Source organism: Mycolicibacterium litorale (assembly GCF_010731695.1).
Classification (GTDB): domain Bacteria; phylum Actinomycetota; class Actinomycetes; order Mycobacteriales; family Mycobacteriaceae; genus Mycobacterium; species Mycobacterium litorale.
On record NZ_AP022586.1, the window covers coordinates 4,319,805 to 4,336,014 of the forward strand.

The window sequence follows — 16,210 nt, forward strand, 5'->3', positions numbered from 1 at the left end:
TTCCTGTGTCCTCACCACGGGAAATGGCGAGTCTTCCGGTCACGTGAACCGGGAAGTCTGTGTCTGCGACGGCCTACCAGTCGTCGCCTTCGTCCTCACCCAGGTCGTGGGCGAGTGGTGCCGGTGCGGTCAGCCCCGGTTTGGAACCGCCGCTCTTGCCCTGCTGTCCGGCCATCCCCATCGGGCCCATGCCGCCGCCGGCACCGGCACCGACCGGTGCCAGACCCCCGACCGCGGCCCCGGCCGCCGCCCCCGCGCCGACCGCGACCGGCGCGGCCTCCACCTTGTCGCCGATCAGGTTGGCCATCAACGGAGTTCGCGCCGAGCTGCCGCCGGCACCGGGCAGCGACGCCGCCCGCACCAGACCGGCGCCCGAACTCGCCCCTGACCCGCCCGCCAGCGGATGGTTGGAGAACGGCGTGGCACCGATCAGGCCGATCTGCGCCTTGTCGCCGCCGAGCCCGCCACCCATCTGGCCGAAGATCGACGACACCTGCTGCAGCGGCTGTGTCAGCATCTGCATCGGGGTCTGCACCATCTGCCCGAACTGCTGTGGCGCCTGGGCGACCATCGAGCCCACCTGCCCGGCCATCTGGACACCCATCTGCACGCCCTGCTGCAGCATCTGCTCCTGCGGCTGCTGCCCGGCCTGCTGAGCGGCGTTCTCCCCCTTCTTCACCGCGCCCTCGGCGCGCTGAGCGGCCATGTTCCCCTGCGACATCGCCCGGCCGGCGTTGAGGCCGACCGACTCCATCTTGGCGCTGGCGCTGGCCGCGGCGATGATCCCGTTGCGCAACGCGCCCATCGGCGCGCGCGCCGCCGCCTGCGCGGCCGCCGCCGCGCCGGTGGTCTCCCCGACCCCGGGGATGACGATCGGCGTCATCGGCGGGATCGGTTCGAACAGCAGGTTCATCTGCGTCTCGGCCTGGTACACGTCCATCGCCGCGGCGGCCTGGTTCCACATCCGGACGAAGTAGTCGAACTCGTTCACCCCGATCGGCACGGTGTTGACCCCGAGGAAGTTCGTCGCCTCGAGCACGGCGTGCGTGATGTGGTTCTGTTCGATCTCCGGGATCGGCGGAGTAGTTGCCATTGCAAGGGTGTACGAGCTCGCCTGGTTTGCCGCCTGCAGCGCCCGCTTCATGGCCTGCGCCGAGGTGGTCCGCAACCACACCACCATCGGCATGGTCGCCGAGACGGCGGTCTCGCTGGCGGATCCGGTCCACATCGAGGACAGATTCGCCAGGCTGGCGGCCAACTCGTCGGCCTGGGTCTCCAGCAGCACGGCGAGCGCCTCCCACCCGGCGGCGGCCTGGAGCATCGGAGCGGGGCCGGCTCCAGCCATCAACCGCCCGGTGTTGACCTCGGGCGGCAGCGCCGTCCAGGTCGGGGGGAGGGGTATGCCCGTCAGTGCCATGGTGAGTGGGTCACTCCGCTAGGAGATCCGCTGGGGACGCTGCGCGCCCGCTCAGAAGGTGCTTGCGTTGGCGGCGTCGACGGCGGCGTAGATGCCGGAGATCTCCATGAACGCCGCACCGGCGCGGGAGAGTTCCTCCTGCGCGAAGGTGTTCAGCGCCAGGGTCTCCGCACCCTCGGCCGCGAACGTGGCGGCCGCCATCGCCGACACCTCGTCGGCACCCGCCGGCACCAGCGCCGTCACGGCCGCGGTGGCGGCCGTCCCACCGGCCAGGCCCCGCGCGCCATTTGCGACGACCTGGCCCCCGATGCCCGCTGCGCCCGGATTGTGTTCGAGAGGTTGCATTTGCGCATTCCCTTCAGTGGTTCCCGATATGCAGGACAAGCGATCGTGAACGGCTCGAGACAGGCGCCCCGTCGTCTCCGGACTCATCCCCCGACTTATTTGCTGGCAGATATCCACCAACGTTGCTGTAACGCTCTGGTTAGATACTAACCGCCCTGCGGGGGTGGTGCGAACACTTCTTCCTCGGGGGGATCGACGTAGGCCGCCTGGACGACCTCCTTACCGTCCGGCGACACCAGAAGCGCCTGGCCAGGTGGCCGTTTACGCAGCTTGATCTCGCTCGACGGGAACTCCGTCTTCTCCCCGGACAGGAACAGCGTGGGGGTCCCCGCGCCATAGGCGGCGCCCACGAACTTGTCCATCGTGGCCCGATGCGCCTGGCTCATCTGGCAGGTCACGATGATGTGCAGGCCGATATCGGCCGCCGCGGGCAGCAGCGGCGCCAGCGGAGCCATCGGCGGGACCATGCCCGAGGCCGCCACGATCATGTGCCAGTCGTCGACGAGGAGCACCACGTCGGGCCCGCTCCACCACGACCGCGACCGCAGCTGGGCGGTCGTGAGGTCGGGCGGCGGCAGCCGCTTCTGGAGGTTGGTTGCCAGCGCCTTGATTGCCGCCTCCAGCGACGCGTGGTTGCGGTTCACCGCACCGGCATCGAGCAGGTGGCTCTGGGGCACCGCGTCCAGCAACGCCGACCGGTAGTCGGCCAGCATGAACCGCACTTGCTGAGGGCTGTTGCGCTGGCAGATCGCCTGCGCCACCGCATGGGCGATCGTCGTTTTGCCGGACTTCGGCGCACCGAAGATCAACAGGTGCGGCGTCATCTGCATCTGGTTGTAGGCGACGCTGAGGTCGGACTCGCGGACGCCCAGCGGAATGCGCCACCGCGTCCGGTAGTCGGAGTCCGGTCCCGGCGGGGCCGGATCGAGCTCGTGGAGGTAGACGCGTTCGGGCAGCACCCGCACCTGCGGCGCCCGCTCGGTGTGCTGCGCCGCGATCTGCGCGACGGCCGCCGAGATGGCCGGGACGAGGTTCGCGGCGCTGTGCGCCCCGTCGAGGCGGGGCACCCCCATCATCAAGTGGTGCTTCTCCATCGAGATCGCCCGGCCCGGCCGGTTCGCCGGGATCTCGCGGGTGATGCGGTCGATCTGCGTCTCGTTGACGTCGCCGAGCCGGAACTCGATCTTGGTGCCGAGGTAGTCGCGGACCCGGGACTTCAGTTCCGTCCAGCGCGGCGTGGAGATGATGACGTGCACGCCGAACGCCAGACCCTGTCCGGCCAGATCCTGCACGACCGGTTCGAGATCGGGGAACTCCGCGACGAACGCCGGCCACCCGTCGATGACCAGGAACACGTCGCCGAACGGATCGGCGGCGGCCGGGTTGTTCGGATCCTCACGCATCTGCCGGTAACCCGCGATCGAACCGACCCGCAGTTCCTTGAAGGTCCGCTCACGCTGGCGCTGAACGGCTTTCACCTCGGCGACCACCCGGTTGACACGGTCGGGTTCGGCGCGGGTGGCGACACCGCCGACGTGCGGCAGGTCCTCGAGGTACATCAGGCCGCCGCCGCCGAGGTCGACACAGTAGAACTGGACGTCACGCGGCGAATGGGTGGCCGCGGCCGACATCATCAGCGTCTGCAGGAACGTCGACTTGCCGGTCTGCGGGGCACCGCCGATCGCGATGTTGCCGCCGGCGGCCGACACGTCGACACCCCAGACCTCCTGACGGTGCCTGCGGGGTTCGTCCATGACGCCCAGCCCGAACCGCAGCGGCCGGCGCTGGTGGTCGCGCTCGACGAGTTCGTTGACCGGCGTCGGATCGGTCAACGGCGGCAACCACATCCGGTAGGCGCGCGTCTCGCCCGTCGTCAGCTGGTCGAGGACGACCTCGCGCAGCACCTTCTGTTCGGCAGTGGTCATGTGCGATCCGCCTCCGGCTCCTCGCTGAAAGTCATGACGACACCGCCGTATCGAAGATCGGGGTCGCGGTGAACTTGTGGATGCGCACCCTGTTGCGGTTGTTCTGGCGCGGTTTGACCTCGCCGTCCTCCTGCACCGTCGCGGCGGGGACGTACGGGTTGCCGGTGTAGACGCTCTGGAACTTCACCGGATCCTCCATACCGACCCGCAGGAATCCGACACCGCTCTCCTTGTTGGTGATGTACTGCGCCTCCGGCGTGCCGATCACCGCCTTGGACTCCGCGGAGCTGGTGGTACGCAACGCGATCCGGTAGGTCAGGTTCGGCTCGAGTTTGTCGATGCGCACGCCGCCGGTGTTCAGCGACTGGGTGGCCAGCAGCAGGTGCACGCGCAGCGACCGGCCGACGCGGCAGATGCGGTCGAACAGGCCGATGAAGTCCGGGTGGTTCTGCAGCAGCTCGGCGAACTCGTCGACGACGACGAACAGCGTCGGCAGTGGGGGCAGGTCGGCGCCGCGTTCGCGGTGCTTCTCGTACTCGGCCACACCGGACAGCGCGCCCGCCGCGCCGACCTGCATACCGGCCTGGCGCAGGATCGACTGGCGGCGGTCCAGTTCGCCGGTGAGCACCTCGCCCATGCGGCTGACGAGTTCGGCTTCCTCTTCCATGTTCGTGACGACCGCGGCGGTGTGCGGGAGCTTCTCCATCCCGAGGAACGTCGAACCGCCCTTGAAGTCGGTCAGCAGCAGGTTCACCTGGTCGGGGTGGTGGGTGGCGGCCAGCGAGAGGATCAGCGTGCGGAGGAACTCCGACTTGCCCGAACCGGTGGTGCCGATCAGCATCCCGTGCGGGCCGGCGCCGAACTCCGCGCCCTCCTTGATGTCGAGGTACATGATGTCGCCGGTGCGCAGCTCGTGCCCGAACGGGATTTTGAGCCGGTCGCGGTCGGTGTCGGCGAACATACGCCAGCGGGCCGGCGTCACCTCCTCGACGGTCTGGGCGCCGACGAGCTGGTGCCATTCGGTGGCGACCTTCTTCTGCACCCGGACGTTCTTGTCGATGATCGCGCCGGTGATCGACCAGCCCGCCAACTTGCGGGCGATGCGCCCGGCCTGCGCCGGGGTGAGCCGGTCGCTGACGTTGGTGACCAAACGGAACGGCGAGTTCGGCAGACGGTCGTCGGCGGTGCCTTCTGGCGACACCCGGATGCGGTAGGTCGAGCCGTTGTGGTTGCCGAGGGTCAGCACGGTGACGCCGGCGCGGCCGTCGGCCGGGAACCCCGCCCGCCCGCCGGTGAGGTCGACGACGACCACGTACGGTCCGCTCGGCACGGAGTCGGCGGTGTGCGGTCCGCGGGCGGTCAGGTCGCTCAGCCCGTCGGGACGGGTGAACACCATGCGCGTCGGGCCTGCGGCGTCGAGGTCGCTCTGGTGCTGCACGTGCGGCAGCCACTTGAGCCAGCTCCAGTCCGGATCCTCGGGATTGTCCGTGAGCACTCGGAGCTGAAGCAGGTCCGGTGGGTGGAACACCGCGAGGTGGCAGATCATCGCCGCCAGCAGAGCGGCCGAACCGTCGGGGTCGCCGCCGATCGCGATGGTCGGAAACGACCGCAGCTGAAGCAGTTTCGGGCAGTCGTGGATGAGGCCGTGGGTGCGCAGGAACTTCGTCACCCACATGTGGCTGACCGGTTCGAGGTGGGGCTGCGGCGCCGCCTGTGGACCGGAGAGCCCGTTCACGTCACCACCGATCGACGGTTTGAGCAGGCGGTCCACCGCGGGTTCGGACCCCAGCCCGATCCGGGTGGCGGCGAAGAACTCGCTGTTGGCCTGCCGCGACCACTGGCGGTTCGTGCCGATGATCGACAGCAGATCCTCGGGATGCGGTGCGTGGTAGTTGAAGAACGTCACCTGCGCGGCCGCCGACGACGTCACGCGGGTGCGCAGCCCCGACAGGTACCGCAGGTACTCCTTGCGGTCGGCGTTGATCTCGGGCACCCGCTTGGCCCCCGACCCACCGCCGGCCATGAAACCCACCGTGGCCATCACCATCATCAGCGGCATCATCAGCATGTACGGCGACAGCTGCCGGACGCCGGTGAAGATCATGATCGCGATCATCCCGAGCATGCAGCCGCCCATCACCCACGGCAGGGCCTTCTGCATCCCCGACGCCGGGATCTCGACGCCCAGGTCGTCGGGCGGTGTCACGGTGATCTCGCCGGGTGTCAGGCGCGGCCCGCGCTTGATCGTCGGGGTGAACTTCTTCGTGGTCATTCAACGACTCCAGTCATCGGGCGCCTCCAGTCATCCGCCACCTCCCGGTTGGGCGCCTGCCACCGCGTCCTGACCCTCGTCGCCGACCTTGCGCGGGTTCGGGTTTGCGGGCAGGGTGTCGTGTTCGAGCAGGGCCGCCTGCTTCGACAGCACGGGGCCGTCGACGAGCAGGCTGACCACCTGCCACGGCGCGGTCAGCGGGCCGACCAGCCCGATGTTCTTCGCGGTCTCCTCGTCGGGGATCCCGTAGCGCACGCCCTGCGGGTCGATGTAGTAGAGGCTCTCGCCGTACCGCGGATCCGGGGACTGCAGGCGGATGTACTGCCCGCCGTCGATGTACACCGTCGACTCGCCGGTGATCTGCTGGATTCCGGTGCCCAGCGCCGAGGCGGCGATCGGCAGGCGCCGGCCGGCGATGACCGTGGTGCGGGGCGCCTGGTCGCCCGCGACGCGCTGCCACGACCAGCACAGCGTCGGATCCTCCTCGCGCAGCAGGATGTCGAGTGCCTTGTCCGGCAGCGGTGAGACGTACACCTGCTCCGGAATGCGCGACACCGCACTGGCTTCCACCAGCGGCGGTTCGATCAGACCGTAGGAGTTGGTGGCACGCAACGCGGCCGCGGTCGGCTCGTTGACCCGGGCCACCCCGTCGGGCAGCACGACGTAGTGCTGCTGTTCGTCGGATTCGGTGACGGTCTTGAACACCGATCCGATCACCAGATTCGCGGGCAGTCCGACGGTGTTGGGTTCACCGGCGCGCGGCACCTGCGGCAGTTGCCAGGGTCCGGCGTTGGGCAGCGCATTGAACAGACCCTCGGAGATCGGGGTGGCCCGCGCGGTCACCGGAATGCCGACCGCCGAGGTCACCGCCCGGTCGGCCAGGTCGATCGAATGCCTGCCGCCCTCGGTCACCAGCCAGTTGGCGCCCTTGAACGAGACCAGCATGCCCTGGTCGGGCCGCAGCGCGCCGACCGTGGAATCGACCACGAGCGGGCGCACCAGCACCGAGGTCTCCACCGTCGGCGCCACGCTCTCCGGTTTGGTGACGGTGTCGCACAGCGTCCACATCGATTCGGCGGCGCCTGACACCGGCGTCGCGTAGGGCGCGCCCGGGATGCCGATCGGTTGGCCCTTCGACATCCGGTTCAGCTCTTCGGATTTCACCGCTACGGGGGTGCCGGGGTTGCCGAGCACCAACCGGGCCGAGGTCAGGTTGTAGACCGGCCGAAGCTCACCGCCGCCGGGCATCACCACGTACAGCTGATTGGTGGTGCGGTCGACCAGGAGCTGGTCACCGCCGCGCTTGCCCAGCGGTTTGAAGTAGGCCATCAGCGCGGCGCCCAGACAGATGAGGACGGCGATGATGATTCCGGCGCTCACCGCGCGGCTGTAGAACTGCAGCGGATCGTCGAACATGCGGGTGTCGCGGCGCACGATCGCGTGTTCGACCCGGCGCAGCAGGAAGCGCCAACCGCTGACCTGCACCTTGGTGGTAAGCCGGAAACTCGCCATTGATCACCCGCTGATGTTCAGGCGGGCATGCACGGCGGCGATCGCCGACGCCATGTCCTCACCGTTGATTTCGCTCAACTGCTCGACCCCGAGGTTCTCGAAGTCCAGGGACCGCGCCAACCGCATGTCGCGGCTCTGCTCACCGGCCTCCACCAACTGCCGGGCGTAGCGACCGTTGCCGGCGATGTCCAGCGCCGGCTTGCCGTTGAGGGTGCGCTGGTCGAGCAGCGTCGCCGCCTCGAGCACCAGCTTGGCGGCCTCCTCGTTGACCAGTGAATCGTTGGACGCGGCAATGACTTTCGCGATCTCCACGATCTCGTCCGGTGAGTACGAGTCGAATTCGATGCGGGTCGCGAACCGCGAACGCAGACCGTCGTTGGTCTCCAGCAGGCGGTCGATGTCCGCGCTGTATCCGGCGATGATCACCACCAGGCGGTCCCGGTCGTTCTCCATCCGCGCCAGCAGGGTGTCGAGCGCTTCCGTGCCGAACGGGTCGGCGCGGCCGTCGCGTTCCTGGACCAGCGTGTAGGCCTCGTCGATGAACAGCACGCCGCCGACGGCCCGGTCGATCGTGCGGGCGGTCTTCACCGCGGACTGACCTTCGTACTCGGCCACGAAGTCCTTGCGGGAGGTCTCGACGAGTTTGGGTTCGGAGATCACCCCGAGCCCGGCCAGGATGTTGGCCACCACTCGCGCGATGGTCGTCTTCCCGGTGCCGGGCGGTCCGGCGAAGATCATGTGCTTGGAGGTCTGGGCCACCTTCATGCCGCGGGCGGCCCGGATCTTGGCCATCTGGGTGGCCGCGCGGTAGGCCTCGATCTGCTCCTTGACCCGGCTCAGCCCGATCTGGCGGTCGAGTTCGGCCTGTGCCTCGGCGAGCAGCTTCTCCCGCCCGGAGGTATCGGCGATCACGCTGGCGGGATCCCAGGGATCGGTGCGCGCCGCGATCTTCTCCGCGGTGGTGGTCACCAGCCGATACGACGGATCCCGGAGGGCGGCCGTCACTTTCGGCTCGGGATGGGTGGCCTGCAGCCACTCCAGCAGCGCGCGGGCGCCCTCTTCGTTGCCCTGGCTGCGGTACGTCATCGCCAGGTACCAGGCGATGGTCTGCGCGCACGCCTGACCGGCGGGCGAGGTGTTCATCTCCGTCAGTCGCCGCTCGGCTTCGGTGAAGAGGCCGAGATTCGCGGCCGCCACGCCGTGCGCCACGCCGGCGGCCGCGGCGAGGAACTTGTCCGGCCAGGTGTTGGCGCCGCGGACCTGGTCGATCACATCGGTCCAGCGTTCGGCCGCACCGTAGATGACGGCCTTCACCCACGCGATCAGGTGGTCGGCGCCGCCGGGCGGCACGTTCTCGAGCGCCTCCATGGCGTCGGCGTAGTTGCCTTCCTTCGCCTCGTGGACCGCGAAGCCCATGGTGATCGCCAAGGGGGACGTGATGGGATAGGTGATCTCCCCGAACAGTCCGCCGATCGGGATACGTGCGGCCAGGCTGTTCATCGAGATCTCGGCGGCACCGGCCAGCTGGCCGAAGTTGCCCCGGGAGTACCACGCCCGGAACAGCGTCACCCGGTCCATGTCGCCGCAGCGGATGCGTCCCACCCATGCGTCGCAGGCGGTCTCGTCGTAGTTGGTGATGTCGGTGAACATCTCGTAGGAACGCGCGGGCGCGTTGGGCAGCATGCCGACCGCGCTGCCGAACAGGCTGGCCAGGTGATCACTCATGGCTACCTGCATACCTGGTGGCGAACACCTCGGCGCGGCGTGCTCGCGCTTCTTCCGGTGTCGGGAGGTCGAGGTCGCGCTGCAGGAAGTCGCGGGTGGCCGGATCGTCGTGGCCCTGTTCGCGCATTCCGTCGAGCATGTACTGGTACTGCGCCGATTTGGCGTCCTGTGTGGCCAGTCCCGCGATCACCACGATCTCCTCAGCGAGTTCGGTTTCGGACATGTTCGCCACCCGTGGTGACAGGTCGATGTGCTGGACCCGGCCGTCGAGGTACGCCGTGACGGTGACGGTCCCGGGTGGGTTGGTCACCGTGAACAGCGGCTCCGGTTCACCTTCGGGCTCCGCGGCGGACACCGCGAGGAGCGGATCCGCATCCGGATCCTCGTCTACGGTAGGGACATACGCGGCGAAGGCGTCGAGCGCGGCGAGGTCGGACCCGTCGTCGTCGGTGACGGGTTGGTAGAAGTCCAGCGCCGACAGGTCGTCGACGTCGTCATCGGGTTCGTGCGGCGAATAGTCACCCACCATGGAGGGTTCCGCTCACTCCCCGTGGAAGGCGTCGGCGTCGCTCTGGTCGAACCACGTCTTCGACGGGAGGAAGTCGATCAGCCCGTCGAGCGCACGTTGCAGGTTCTCCTGGGTGCCGGGCAGGAAGCTGCCGTAGAGCTCACCACTGACCCGGCGCGGAATCGACACGATGCGACCGTGCTGAGAGTCGAGCACCCCGGCCGCCACGTCCGTGGTCGTCTGGGTGCCGCCGGGGTGACGTTCGGTCGCGGTGATCTCCACCCAGCTGGCCGGGTCGGCGATGATGTCGGCGTAGGCGCGCGCGGACGGCAGCGGAATCCCGTAGGCCTGCAGCTCATTCGGTGTGCGGCACTGGGCGAGCTTGCTGGCCACCCCGGTCAGCGGTTCGACGTCGGCGGGCGCGGCGCTGCCGAGCACGGTGGTCACCATGTTGGCCAGCCCGATCTGCGGGGCCACGCGCTGCAGCACCAGCATCTCGTCGTCGCGGGCGGCCACGACGTGCCGGTCGCCCTTGCGGCATACGACGAAGCGCACCATCTTGCCGCCGACGTCGCGGCGCCACCAGCGTCCTTCGAGGACCCGGTCGGACCGGCTCAGGGTGTCCACCATCGCGGCCACCTCGGGGTGCGGATCGCCGTAGAAGTTCAGCACTCCCTGCTCGGTGAGATCCCGCGCCACCTGCTCCCAGACGATCTTGCGCAGGTCGGGCTGCGGGATGTTGAGCCGGATGCCGAGCGACGGAGGAAAGTCCATGACGTTCATCCGGTCGGCGATGACCAGCATGCCGTCGATCGTGACCTCGACAGCGACGACGTCGTCGTAGTGGGTGCCGCTCGACGCGGCCGGTGCGCTGGCCATCATCGACCTTCCGCGACCCGCAGATCACCCATGGACTCCCCAACCTCTTCGGCCGAAGGTCCTCGGAACCTCCGGACAGCCGATCGGCGCCGCGTGCGCGCCGGCTCCTGCCCCGGATTGTTCGTATCTTTGCCGCATCGCGCAACATCACCGGTACATCGCCAGGCCGTGCATCGCATCGCCGCAAGTGAGCGTACCAGCGCACCGCGCACCTCCAGCGCACAATTCTCCGGCCCCGATCACGGCTTTCCCCGCCGCTCGGCAAGGGCGGACAGCAATACGCGACCGCGCATGCATATGGCCCTGAACTGACCAAAGCGTGGCCCACAGCGAATGCCCACCCTCGGCGTCGGACTCGGTATGGACAGGCCACGTCGCGCAATACGCAAAGGCGGGCCGGCCGGCTGGGCGCACCCCCCGCTACCAGCGGCCACAGCGGCGGCCCCTGCTGGGCAGCGGAGCTCCTGCCGCCACCATAACTTTGCTGATGTTGCTCGATCGGCGGCGCTCGGGGAATCGCGGCTGGATTAGTTGATACTGGACGCGACGTCCGCCTCGTCTGATTCCCGGAGGAGCCCGTAGTGACCGACCGCGATGACGCCCTGCGGAGAGAGCTCGGCTGGACCGGCTCCGAGGAGGAGGACTTCGAACCGGACACCGGACCATCAGGCCCCCGCATGCCACCGCCCATCCCGCACCGGCCCCCCGCCGACGGTCCGTCGCCCGCGGTCCCCTACGTCCCGCCGCCCGCCGACGTCCCCACCGTCGTCGGCGACCCGCAACGGCGCGCCAGCTTCCGGGAGACCCAACAGATGCCGGCGGGTCCGCCGCCCCCACCACCGCACCAGCACCCCAGCGGGTGGGGCCAGCCGCCGGGCTGGGAGGTGCCGCGCGGCCAACGGCCGACCGCGGGCCCACCGCCCGCCGGTCCACCGACGATGGGCCCCCCGCCGCAGCAGGTGTGGCCGCAGGAGGGTTACGGACCCGCCGGTCCGATGGCCTCACCCCCCGGCTCGTACGCCGATCGCATCCGGGTCAACGACCTCGTCCCGCCGCGCCGCACTCCGCCGGCCCGGGGATGGCGCCGGCTGGTCTTCAAGGCCAGCTTCGGTCTGATCAATCCCGGGCAATCCCCCGACGAGCTGCGCCAGATCGAGCTCGAGAACCAGATCCGTGGCGTGCTCCGCGGGCATTACAAGGTCGGTGTGATGGGTAAGGGCGGCGTCGGGAAGACGACGGTCTCGGCCAGCGTCGGCTCGGTGTTCGCCGAACTCCGGCAGGACGACCGCGTGGTCGCGATCGACGCCGACACCGCGTTCGGCAAATTGGGCAGCCGCGTTGACCCGAACGCGCAGGGCAGTTACTGGGAGCTCGCCTCCGACCAGCATCTCGAATCGTTCGCCGATGTGCGCAGCCGAGTCGGCAACAACGCGGCCGGGCTGTTCGTGCTCGCCGGGGAGGGGACTCCGGCCCGGCGGCGGGTGCTCGATCCGGCGATCTACCGCGAAGCGACCGCCCGCCTGGACCGGTACTTCTCCATCTCGATCGTCGACTGCAGTTCCACGATGGACTCCCCCGTCACCCAGGAGGTGCTCCGCGATCTCGACGCGCTGATCGTCGTGTCGTCCCCGTGGGTGGACGGCGCGGCCGCGGCAGGGCAGACGCTGGACTGGCTGGCCGCCAGGGGGATGACCGGGTTGCTGCAGCGGACAGTGGTGGTACTCAACGACTCTGACGGCCACGCCGACAAGCGGACCCGCTCGATTCTGGCTCAGCAGTTTGCCGGGCACGGCCAGCGGGTGATCGAGATCCCGTTCGACGGGCATCTGCGGCCGGGCGGGGTGATCAGCGGGACACGGGAGATGTCGCCCGCCGCGCGCCGCAAGTTCCTCGAACTCGCAGCCGCGCTGGCCGAGCACTTCCCGTCCACCGACGACCGTTCCCGGGAACGGGGCTGAGGCCGCCGACCTGCCGACCGGGGGTGCCCAGCAACGTCATCATTTGCTAGGTTCGCTAGCGGGACCGCCTCCAGGAACGGGGGAGTCGGCCGTAGGACGACTCAGGAGTGAACCACGTTGAAGATCACCACTGTTTTTGCAGCAACCGTCGCGACAGCCGGCGCGGTCATGGCCGCACCGATCGCCGCGGCGGAGTCCGGGGCACCGGCAGGACCCGCCATCCACGAGATCGGGCAGCAGGCTGACCTGGTCAACGGATCTGTCGTCCAGGGGTGGACGGTCACCGATCTGAAGACCAGCACCGACACCATCCCCTACGCCGTGCGCGGAACGCTGTGGGAAGCCACCGCCACCGACCAGGCGGTCCAGGGTGCGGCCACGCCGATCGTGTCGAACTTCAACGCGCGGACGAAGGACGGTCAGACCTACCGCGCGCTGTGGCAGGTCGCGACCCCGCAGGGCGTCAACCCCGCCACGCTCGGCCAGGGCCAGCAGACCACCGGCAAGCTGTACTTCGACGTCACCGGCGCCGCACCGGACAGCGTCGTCTACAACGACGGCGGCCGGGACCTGCTCGTGTGGGTGCAGCCGGCCCCGAAGAGCACGCCGTCCGGCCCGCGCTCGAGCTCTTCGCCGTCCGGCAGCACCACCGCGTCGACCCCGCAGGCCGCCGAGTCGACTCCGCCTGCCGCCGCCGAAGCCGTCGAGCCGGGTACGCCCGGTGCACCGGCGCCCGCCAGCGTCGAGGTCGTCCCGGCGCCCGCCGGCAGCTCCGGCACCCCGCTGCCCGCGGTCAGCTCCGGCACGCCGCTTCCGGCGACCAGCTCCGGCACACCGCTTCCCGCGACCAGCGCGGGCACCCCGCTTCCGGCCGGCGTCCAGGGCACTCCGGTGCCCGCCGGTAGCGCAGGCACCCCGGCGCTCGCTCCCGCGGCGCCCGCACCCGCGGCCCCGGCGGCACCCGCGGCCCCGGCAGCTCCGGCCCCGGCGGCCCCCGCCCCGCAGCCCGCGAGCAACGGCCCCGCGCCGATTCCGGTGAGCACCGGCGATCAGGCGCCGGTGCCGCACGGTGGCCTGGTCCTCCCGACCCCCACCCCCACTCCGGTGCCCTGACGCACCGACCGCTCGACACGACGGCGGGGCTGCTGCGGCGAAAGCCGCGGTAGCCCCGCCGTTGTCAGTGGGTGTCGTCGATCAGGAGTGCTGGGTCCACCAGGTGTAGAGCTGGTCGAGGCCGGGCCCCTGCGGGCCGGACTCCACGACCGCCACCAGTGCGGCATCGGTGTTGGTCCACGCGACCACGGGCCGGTCGGCCTGCAGACCGCAGAACAGGACACCGCTGACCTTCTGCGGTGTGGCGTTGCGCCGCCACGGACCGGGCGACTGGATGTTGCCGGGGCAGGTGACGATCGCCGAAGCCTCGACGACATCGTTGAACGCGGTGTCCAGCGCGGTGTCGTCGGCGGTGATCGTGTAGGTCGCCGACGGCGGGCCGCCGGGGTCCGAGTTCGGACCGCAGGACGCCATGGCCAGCGCACCCGCGGGTGGGGTCTGCATCTCGCACGCGTCAGCGGCGTAGCCCCGCGGGAGCAGGGTGCGCAGCTCGGCCTCGGCTCGTGGGTCGGCCGTGCGGGTGGGCGTGGGCGTCGTCGGGCCGGTGGCCGTGTCGCCGTCGTCACCGGACGGTATGAGCAACCACGCCACGACACCGACGACGACGACGGCCGCCACCGCGGCGGCGATCAGCCAGACCGGCTTCTTCTCCGGAGGCGGGGCCATCTGCGGGCGCGGGACGACCGGCGGCGGCGCGGTGTAGGCGGGAGACCATCCGTCCGGCTCCGGGGCAGGCGTTGGGGCGTACTCGGGTTCGGCGGCGTGCCCGGCGACCGGCGCAGGTTCGTGGTGGTCGACTACGGGCTGGTCGATCGGTTGCTCGATCGGCTGGTCGATCGGTTCGGCGAGCGGCTCGGGATTGTCCGCGACGGGATCGGCCAGCGGCTCCCACAGCGGCTCGGGCGCCTGCGCGGGCGCGGGCTCGGTGGCCGACGCAGCGCCGTCGCGGTCGTCCGCGTCGGGCGCGGGACCGGTGGCCCACGGGTCGGACGAAGGGGGCGGGGGCGGCCATGTCATGTCCGGACCTCCACGTACCTCGTCTTCACTTCACGACCCCCACTCGGGTGAACTGGGAAACGTACCCATGGAAGCGTAGTGGGCCGCGCGCCACGGTGTGGCTGCCCAGTAGCTGAGCCGGTGGACGGCCGCATCAATCCAGCTCGCCGATCAGCGCCTCGATCGCGGCTGCCGCCGCGGGTGTGACGGGCTGTTCGGCCTCCGCACCGGCGATGTCGTCGTCGGAGACGCCTGCGGCCTGCGCTGTCTCGCTGATCGTCAGGTTGGCCGCCCGCCGGGCCGCGTAGAGCCGCTGGCCCAGCGTGGCCTGCGGTGCGGTGGCGGCGAGCATCGTGAGTTCGTCGATGCGCCGGCGGACGGCGCTGAGCGCTTTGATGACCGCCGGCGTGACCTTGCTGATCCGGGCCGCACGAGCCGCGACGGCCTCGAGCTGCCGCAGGTCGGACAGGATCGCGGTGACCCGTGGGGTGAAGTCGGGGTGGTCGACCGCGGGCAGGGTCTCTGCGGTCGCGCCCACGGTCCGCACTGCGGTCACGACGGTCTGGGCGATCAGCGGCGCCTCGTCGCCGAGGGTGACCGGTATCGAGGCCTGAGTCCTCACGCCGGTGTTGACCGACTCTCCTCGGCGCAACTTCGCAATGGTGCCCGGCGGCCACTGCAGTACCTCTTCGAGCTTTGCCCGTGTGCGTTCCCGCGGCCAGCTGCGGCCCTTCTCGAAGGCGATCAGCGCCCCAGCGTTGATGATGCCCTCGGCGGCCAGGCTGCGCTGACTGATATCGAGCTCCCGGCGCCGCGCGGCCGCCGCGGCACCCGCGCGCGCAATCCCGGGGTCGAGGACGCCGGTCGCCTCGTCGATCGGCTCGGCGTGGGTCATGGACGGCGTACATCCTCGCTGGCTCGACGGCGGCTCGGTGCCGCAATAGTAACCGCGGGAGACGCTGCCGCTATGACTTGGGTGGGTGTTCTGACGCTGAATCCGTATCAAAGCTACACCTTTGCGGGCACCCCACGTGTCGAGATGCTTCAGTTCCGCCGAGGCGAACCGTTGCGGTTTGACGCTACGGTTTTGCCGTTTTCCCAGCTCGCGAAGCGGTTCCTCGGCGATAACGGGTGCGATGGCGTAGCACACACCGTCCTCGTAACAAGAAACCGTTGCATCGCTACGGTTGTTGCTATAGATTTCCCCGTAATGCGAGGCGCTGGCCCGCACGGCTCGTCCAAAGGAGTAACCCATGAGCAACGTGACCTATCTGGAGATCCCGGTCGGCGCCTGCACCCGCGATCCGGAGCGGTGGACCACGACGGCCGACGAAGAGGCCAAGGCCATCTGCCGCGGGTGCCCGCGGCGGTGGATGTGCGCCCGGGACGCGGTCGAACTGCCCCGCGCGGAGGGCCTCTGGGCGGGCATCGTCATCCCGGAATCCGGCCGCGGTCGCACGTTCGCGCTCAAACAGCTGCGTTCGCTGGCCGAGCGCAACGGCTACCCCGTCCGCGCGATCCGCCGGGTCTTCCCCGAGTCCGCCTGACCCTCGTCGGCGT

13 protein-coding genes are annotated in these 16,210 nt (G+C 69.8%); 3 read left to right on the top strand and 10 right to left on the bottom strand.

Annotated features, from left to right (window positions below; all coding sequences use genetic code 11):
- Window positions 1–73: 73 nt before the first annotated feature.
- From G6N30_RS20545 to G6N30_RS20580, 8 genes are all read right to left on the bottom strand, one after another.
- Window positions 74–1,417, bottom strand: a complete 1,344-nt coding sequence (locus G6N30_RS20545; RefSeq protein WP_134058636.1) for a PPE family protein — start codon at window positions 1,415–1,417, stop codon at window positions 74–76.
- 51 nt (window positions 1,418–1,468) lie between these two features.
- Window positions 1,469–1,762 carry a PE domain-containing protein gene (locus tag G6N30_RS20550; RefSeq protein ID WP_059160478.1) on the bottom strand — a complete coding sequence of 98 codons (294 nt, stop codon included), beginning with the start codon at window positions 1,760–1,762 and terminating at the stop codon, window positions 1,469–1,471.
- Window positions 1,763–1,908: 146 nt separating this feature from the next.
- Window positions 1,909–3,687 (bottom strand): type VII secretion protein EccCb, encoded by a 1,779-nt coding sequence (eccCb, locus tag G6N30_RS20555; RefSeq protein ID WP_134058639.1) that lies wholly within the window; start codon window positions 3,685–3,687, stop codon window positions 1,909–1,911.
- Between the two features lie 31 nt (window positions 3,688–3,718).
- Window positions 3,719–5,959 carry a type VII secretion protein EccCa gene (eccCa, locus tag G6N30_RS20560; RefSeq protein ID WP_134058642.1) on the bottom strand — a complete coding sequence of 747 codons (2,241 nt, stop codon included), beginning with the start codon at window positions 5,957–5,959 and terminating at the stop codon, window positions 3,719–3,721.
- A gap of 30 nt (window positions 5,960–5,989) precedes the next feature.
- Window positions 5,990–7,471, bottom strand: coding sequence for a type VII secretion protein EccB (gene eccB, locus G6N30_RS20565; protein ID WP_134058645.1), 1,482 nt, complete (start codon window positions 7,469–7,471; stop codon window positions 5,990–5,992).
- A 3-nt stretch (window positions 7,472–7,474) separates the two neighbouring features.
- A complete protein-coding gene (gene eccA, locus G6N30_RS20570) occupies window positions 7,475–9,196 on the bottom strand; it encodes a type VII secretion AAA-ATPase EccA (protein WP_134058648.1) in 1,722 nt (573 codons plus the stop codon).
- Window positions 9,189–9,725: a YbaB/EbfC family DNA-binding protein gene (locus G6N30_RS20575; RefSeq protein WP_134058651.1), complete on the bottom strand. Its 537-nt coding sequence runs from the start codon at window positions 9,723–9,725 to the stop codon at window positions 9,189–9,191. Before G6N30_RS20575 ends, eccA begins: the two co-directional genes overlap by 8 nt.
- A gap of 12 nt (window positions 9,726–9,737) precedes the next feature.
- A complete protein-coding gene (locus tag G6N30_RS20580) occupies window positions 9,738–10,586 on the bottom strand; it encodes an ESX secretion-associated protein EspG (protein ID WP_134058654.1) in 849 nt (282 codons plus the stop codon).
- 578 nt (window positions 10,587–11,164) lie between these two features.
- On the opposite strand from G6N30_RS20580, the gene G6N30_RS20585 reads away from it, so the two are divergent.
- Window positions 11,165–12,541: a MinD/ParA family ATP-binding protein gene (locus G6N30_RS20585; protein ID WP_179965501.1), complete on the top strand. Its 1,377-nt coding sequence runs from the start codon at window positions 11,165–11,167 to the stop codon at window positions 12,539–12,541.
- A gap of 117 nt (window positions 12,542–12,658) precedes the next feature.
- Complete coding sequence (locus tag G6N30_RS20590; RefSeq protein WP_134058657.1) at window positions 12,659–13,654, top strand: MPT63 family protein; 996 nt, start codon at window positions 12,659–12,661, stop codon at window positions 13,652–13,654.
- A gap of 81 nt (window positions 13,655–13,735) precedes the next feature.
- Here the strand turns inward: G6N30_RS20590 and G6N30_RS20595 are convergent, their stop codons facing one another.
- Both G6N30_RS20595 and G6N30_RS20600 read right to left on the bottom strand, forming a co-directional pair.
- Complete coding sequence (locus G6N30_RS20595) at window positions 13,736–14,671, bottom strand: hypothetical protein (protein WP_134058660.1); 936 nt, start codon at window positions 14,669–14,671, stop codon at window positions 13,736–13,738.
- A gap of 133 nt (window positions 14,672–14,804) precedes the next feature.
- On the bottom strand, window positions 14,805–15,545 hold the full coding sequence (locus tag G6N30_RS20600) for a helix-turn-helix domain-containing protein (protein ID WP_134058663.1): 741 nt from the start codon (window positions 15,543–15,545) through the stop codon (window positions 14,805–14,807).
- Between the two features lie 358 nt (window positions 15,546–15,903).
- Between G6N30_RS20600 and G6N30_RS20605 the strand changes: the two genes are divergently transcribed.
- On the top strand, window positions 15,904–16,197 hold the full coding sequence (locus G6N30_RS20605) for a WhiB family transcriptional regulator (RefSeq protein ID WP_134058666.1): 294 nt from the start codon (window positions 15,904–15,906) through the stop codon (window positions 16,195–16,197).
- The last annotated feature ends 13 nt before the right edge of the window (window positions 16,198–16,210 follow it).

Bases quoted from the DNA above. Each gene is read 5' to 3' on its own strand.
- G6N30_RS20595 (WP_134058660.1), bottom strand. From the start codon at position 14,671: ATGACATGGCCGCCCCCGCCCCCTTCGTCCGACCCGTGGGCCACCGGT.
- G6N30_RS20550 (WP_059160478.1), bottom strand. From the start codon at position 1,762: ATGCAACCTCTCGAACACAATCCGGGCGCAGCGGGCATCGGGGGCCAG.
- G6N30_RS20580 (WP_134058654.1), bottom strand. From the start codon at position 10,586: ATGATGGCCAGCGCACCGGCCGCGTCGAGCGGCACCCACTACGACGAC.
- eccCb (WP_134058639.1), bottom strand. From the start codon at position 3,687: ATGACCACTGCCGAACAGAAGGTGCTGCGCGAGGTCGTCCTCGACCAG.
- G6N30_RS20545 (WP_134058636.1), bottom strand. From the start codon at position 1,417: ATGGCACTGACGGGCATACCCCTCCCCCCGACCTGGACGGCGCTGCCG.
- G6N30_RS20575 (WP_134058651.1), bottom strand. From the start codon at position 9,725: ATGGTGGGTGACTATTCGCCGCACGAACCCGATGACGACGTCGACGAC.
- G6N30_RS20600 (WP_134058663.1), bottom strand. From the start codon at position 15,545: ATGACCCACGCCGAGCCGATCGACGAGGCGACCGGCGTCCTCGACCCC.
- eccA (WP_134058648.1), bottom strand. From the start codon at position 9,196: ATGAGTGATCACCTGGCCAGCCTGTTCGGCAGCGCGGTCGGCATGCTG.
- eccCa (WP_134058642.1), bottom strand. From the start codon at position 5,959: ATGACCACGAAGAAGTTCACCCCGACGATCAAGCGCGGGCCGCGCCTG.
- eccB (WP_134058645.1), bottom strand. From the start codon at position 7,471: ATGGCGAGTTTCCGGCTTACCACCAAGGTGCAGGTCAGCGGTTGGCGC.
- G6N30_RS20605 (WP_134058666.1), top strand. From the start codon at position 15,904: ATGAGCAACGTGACCTATCTGGAGATCCCGGTCGGCGCCTGCACCCGC.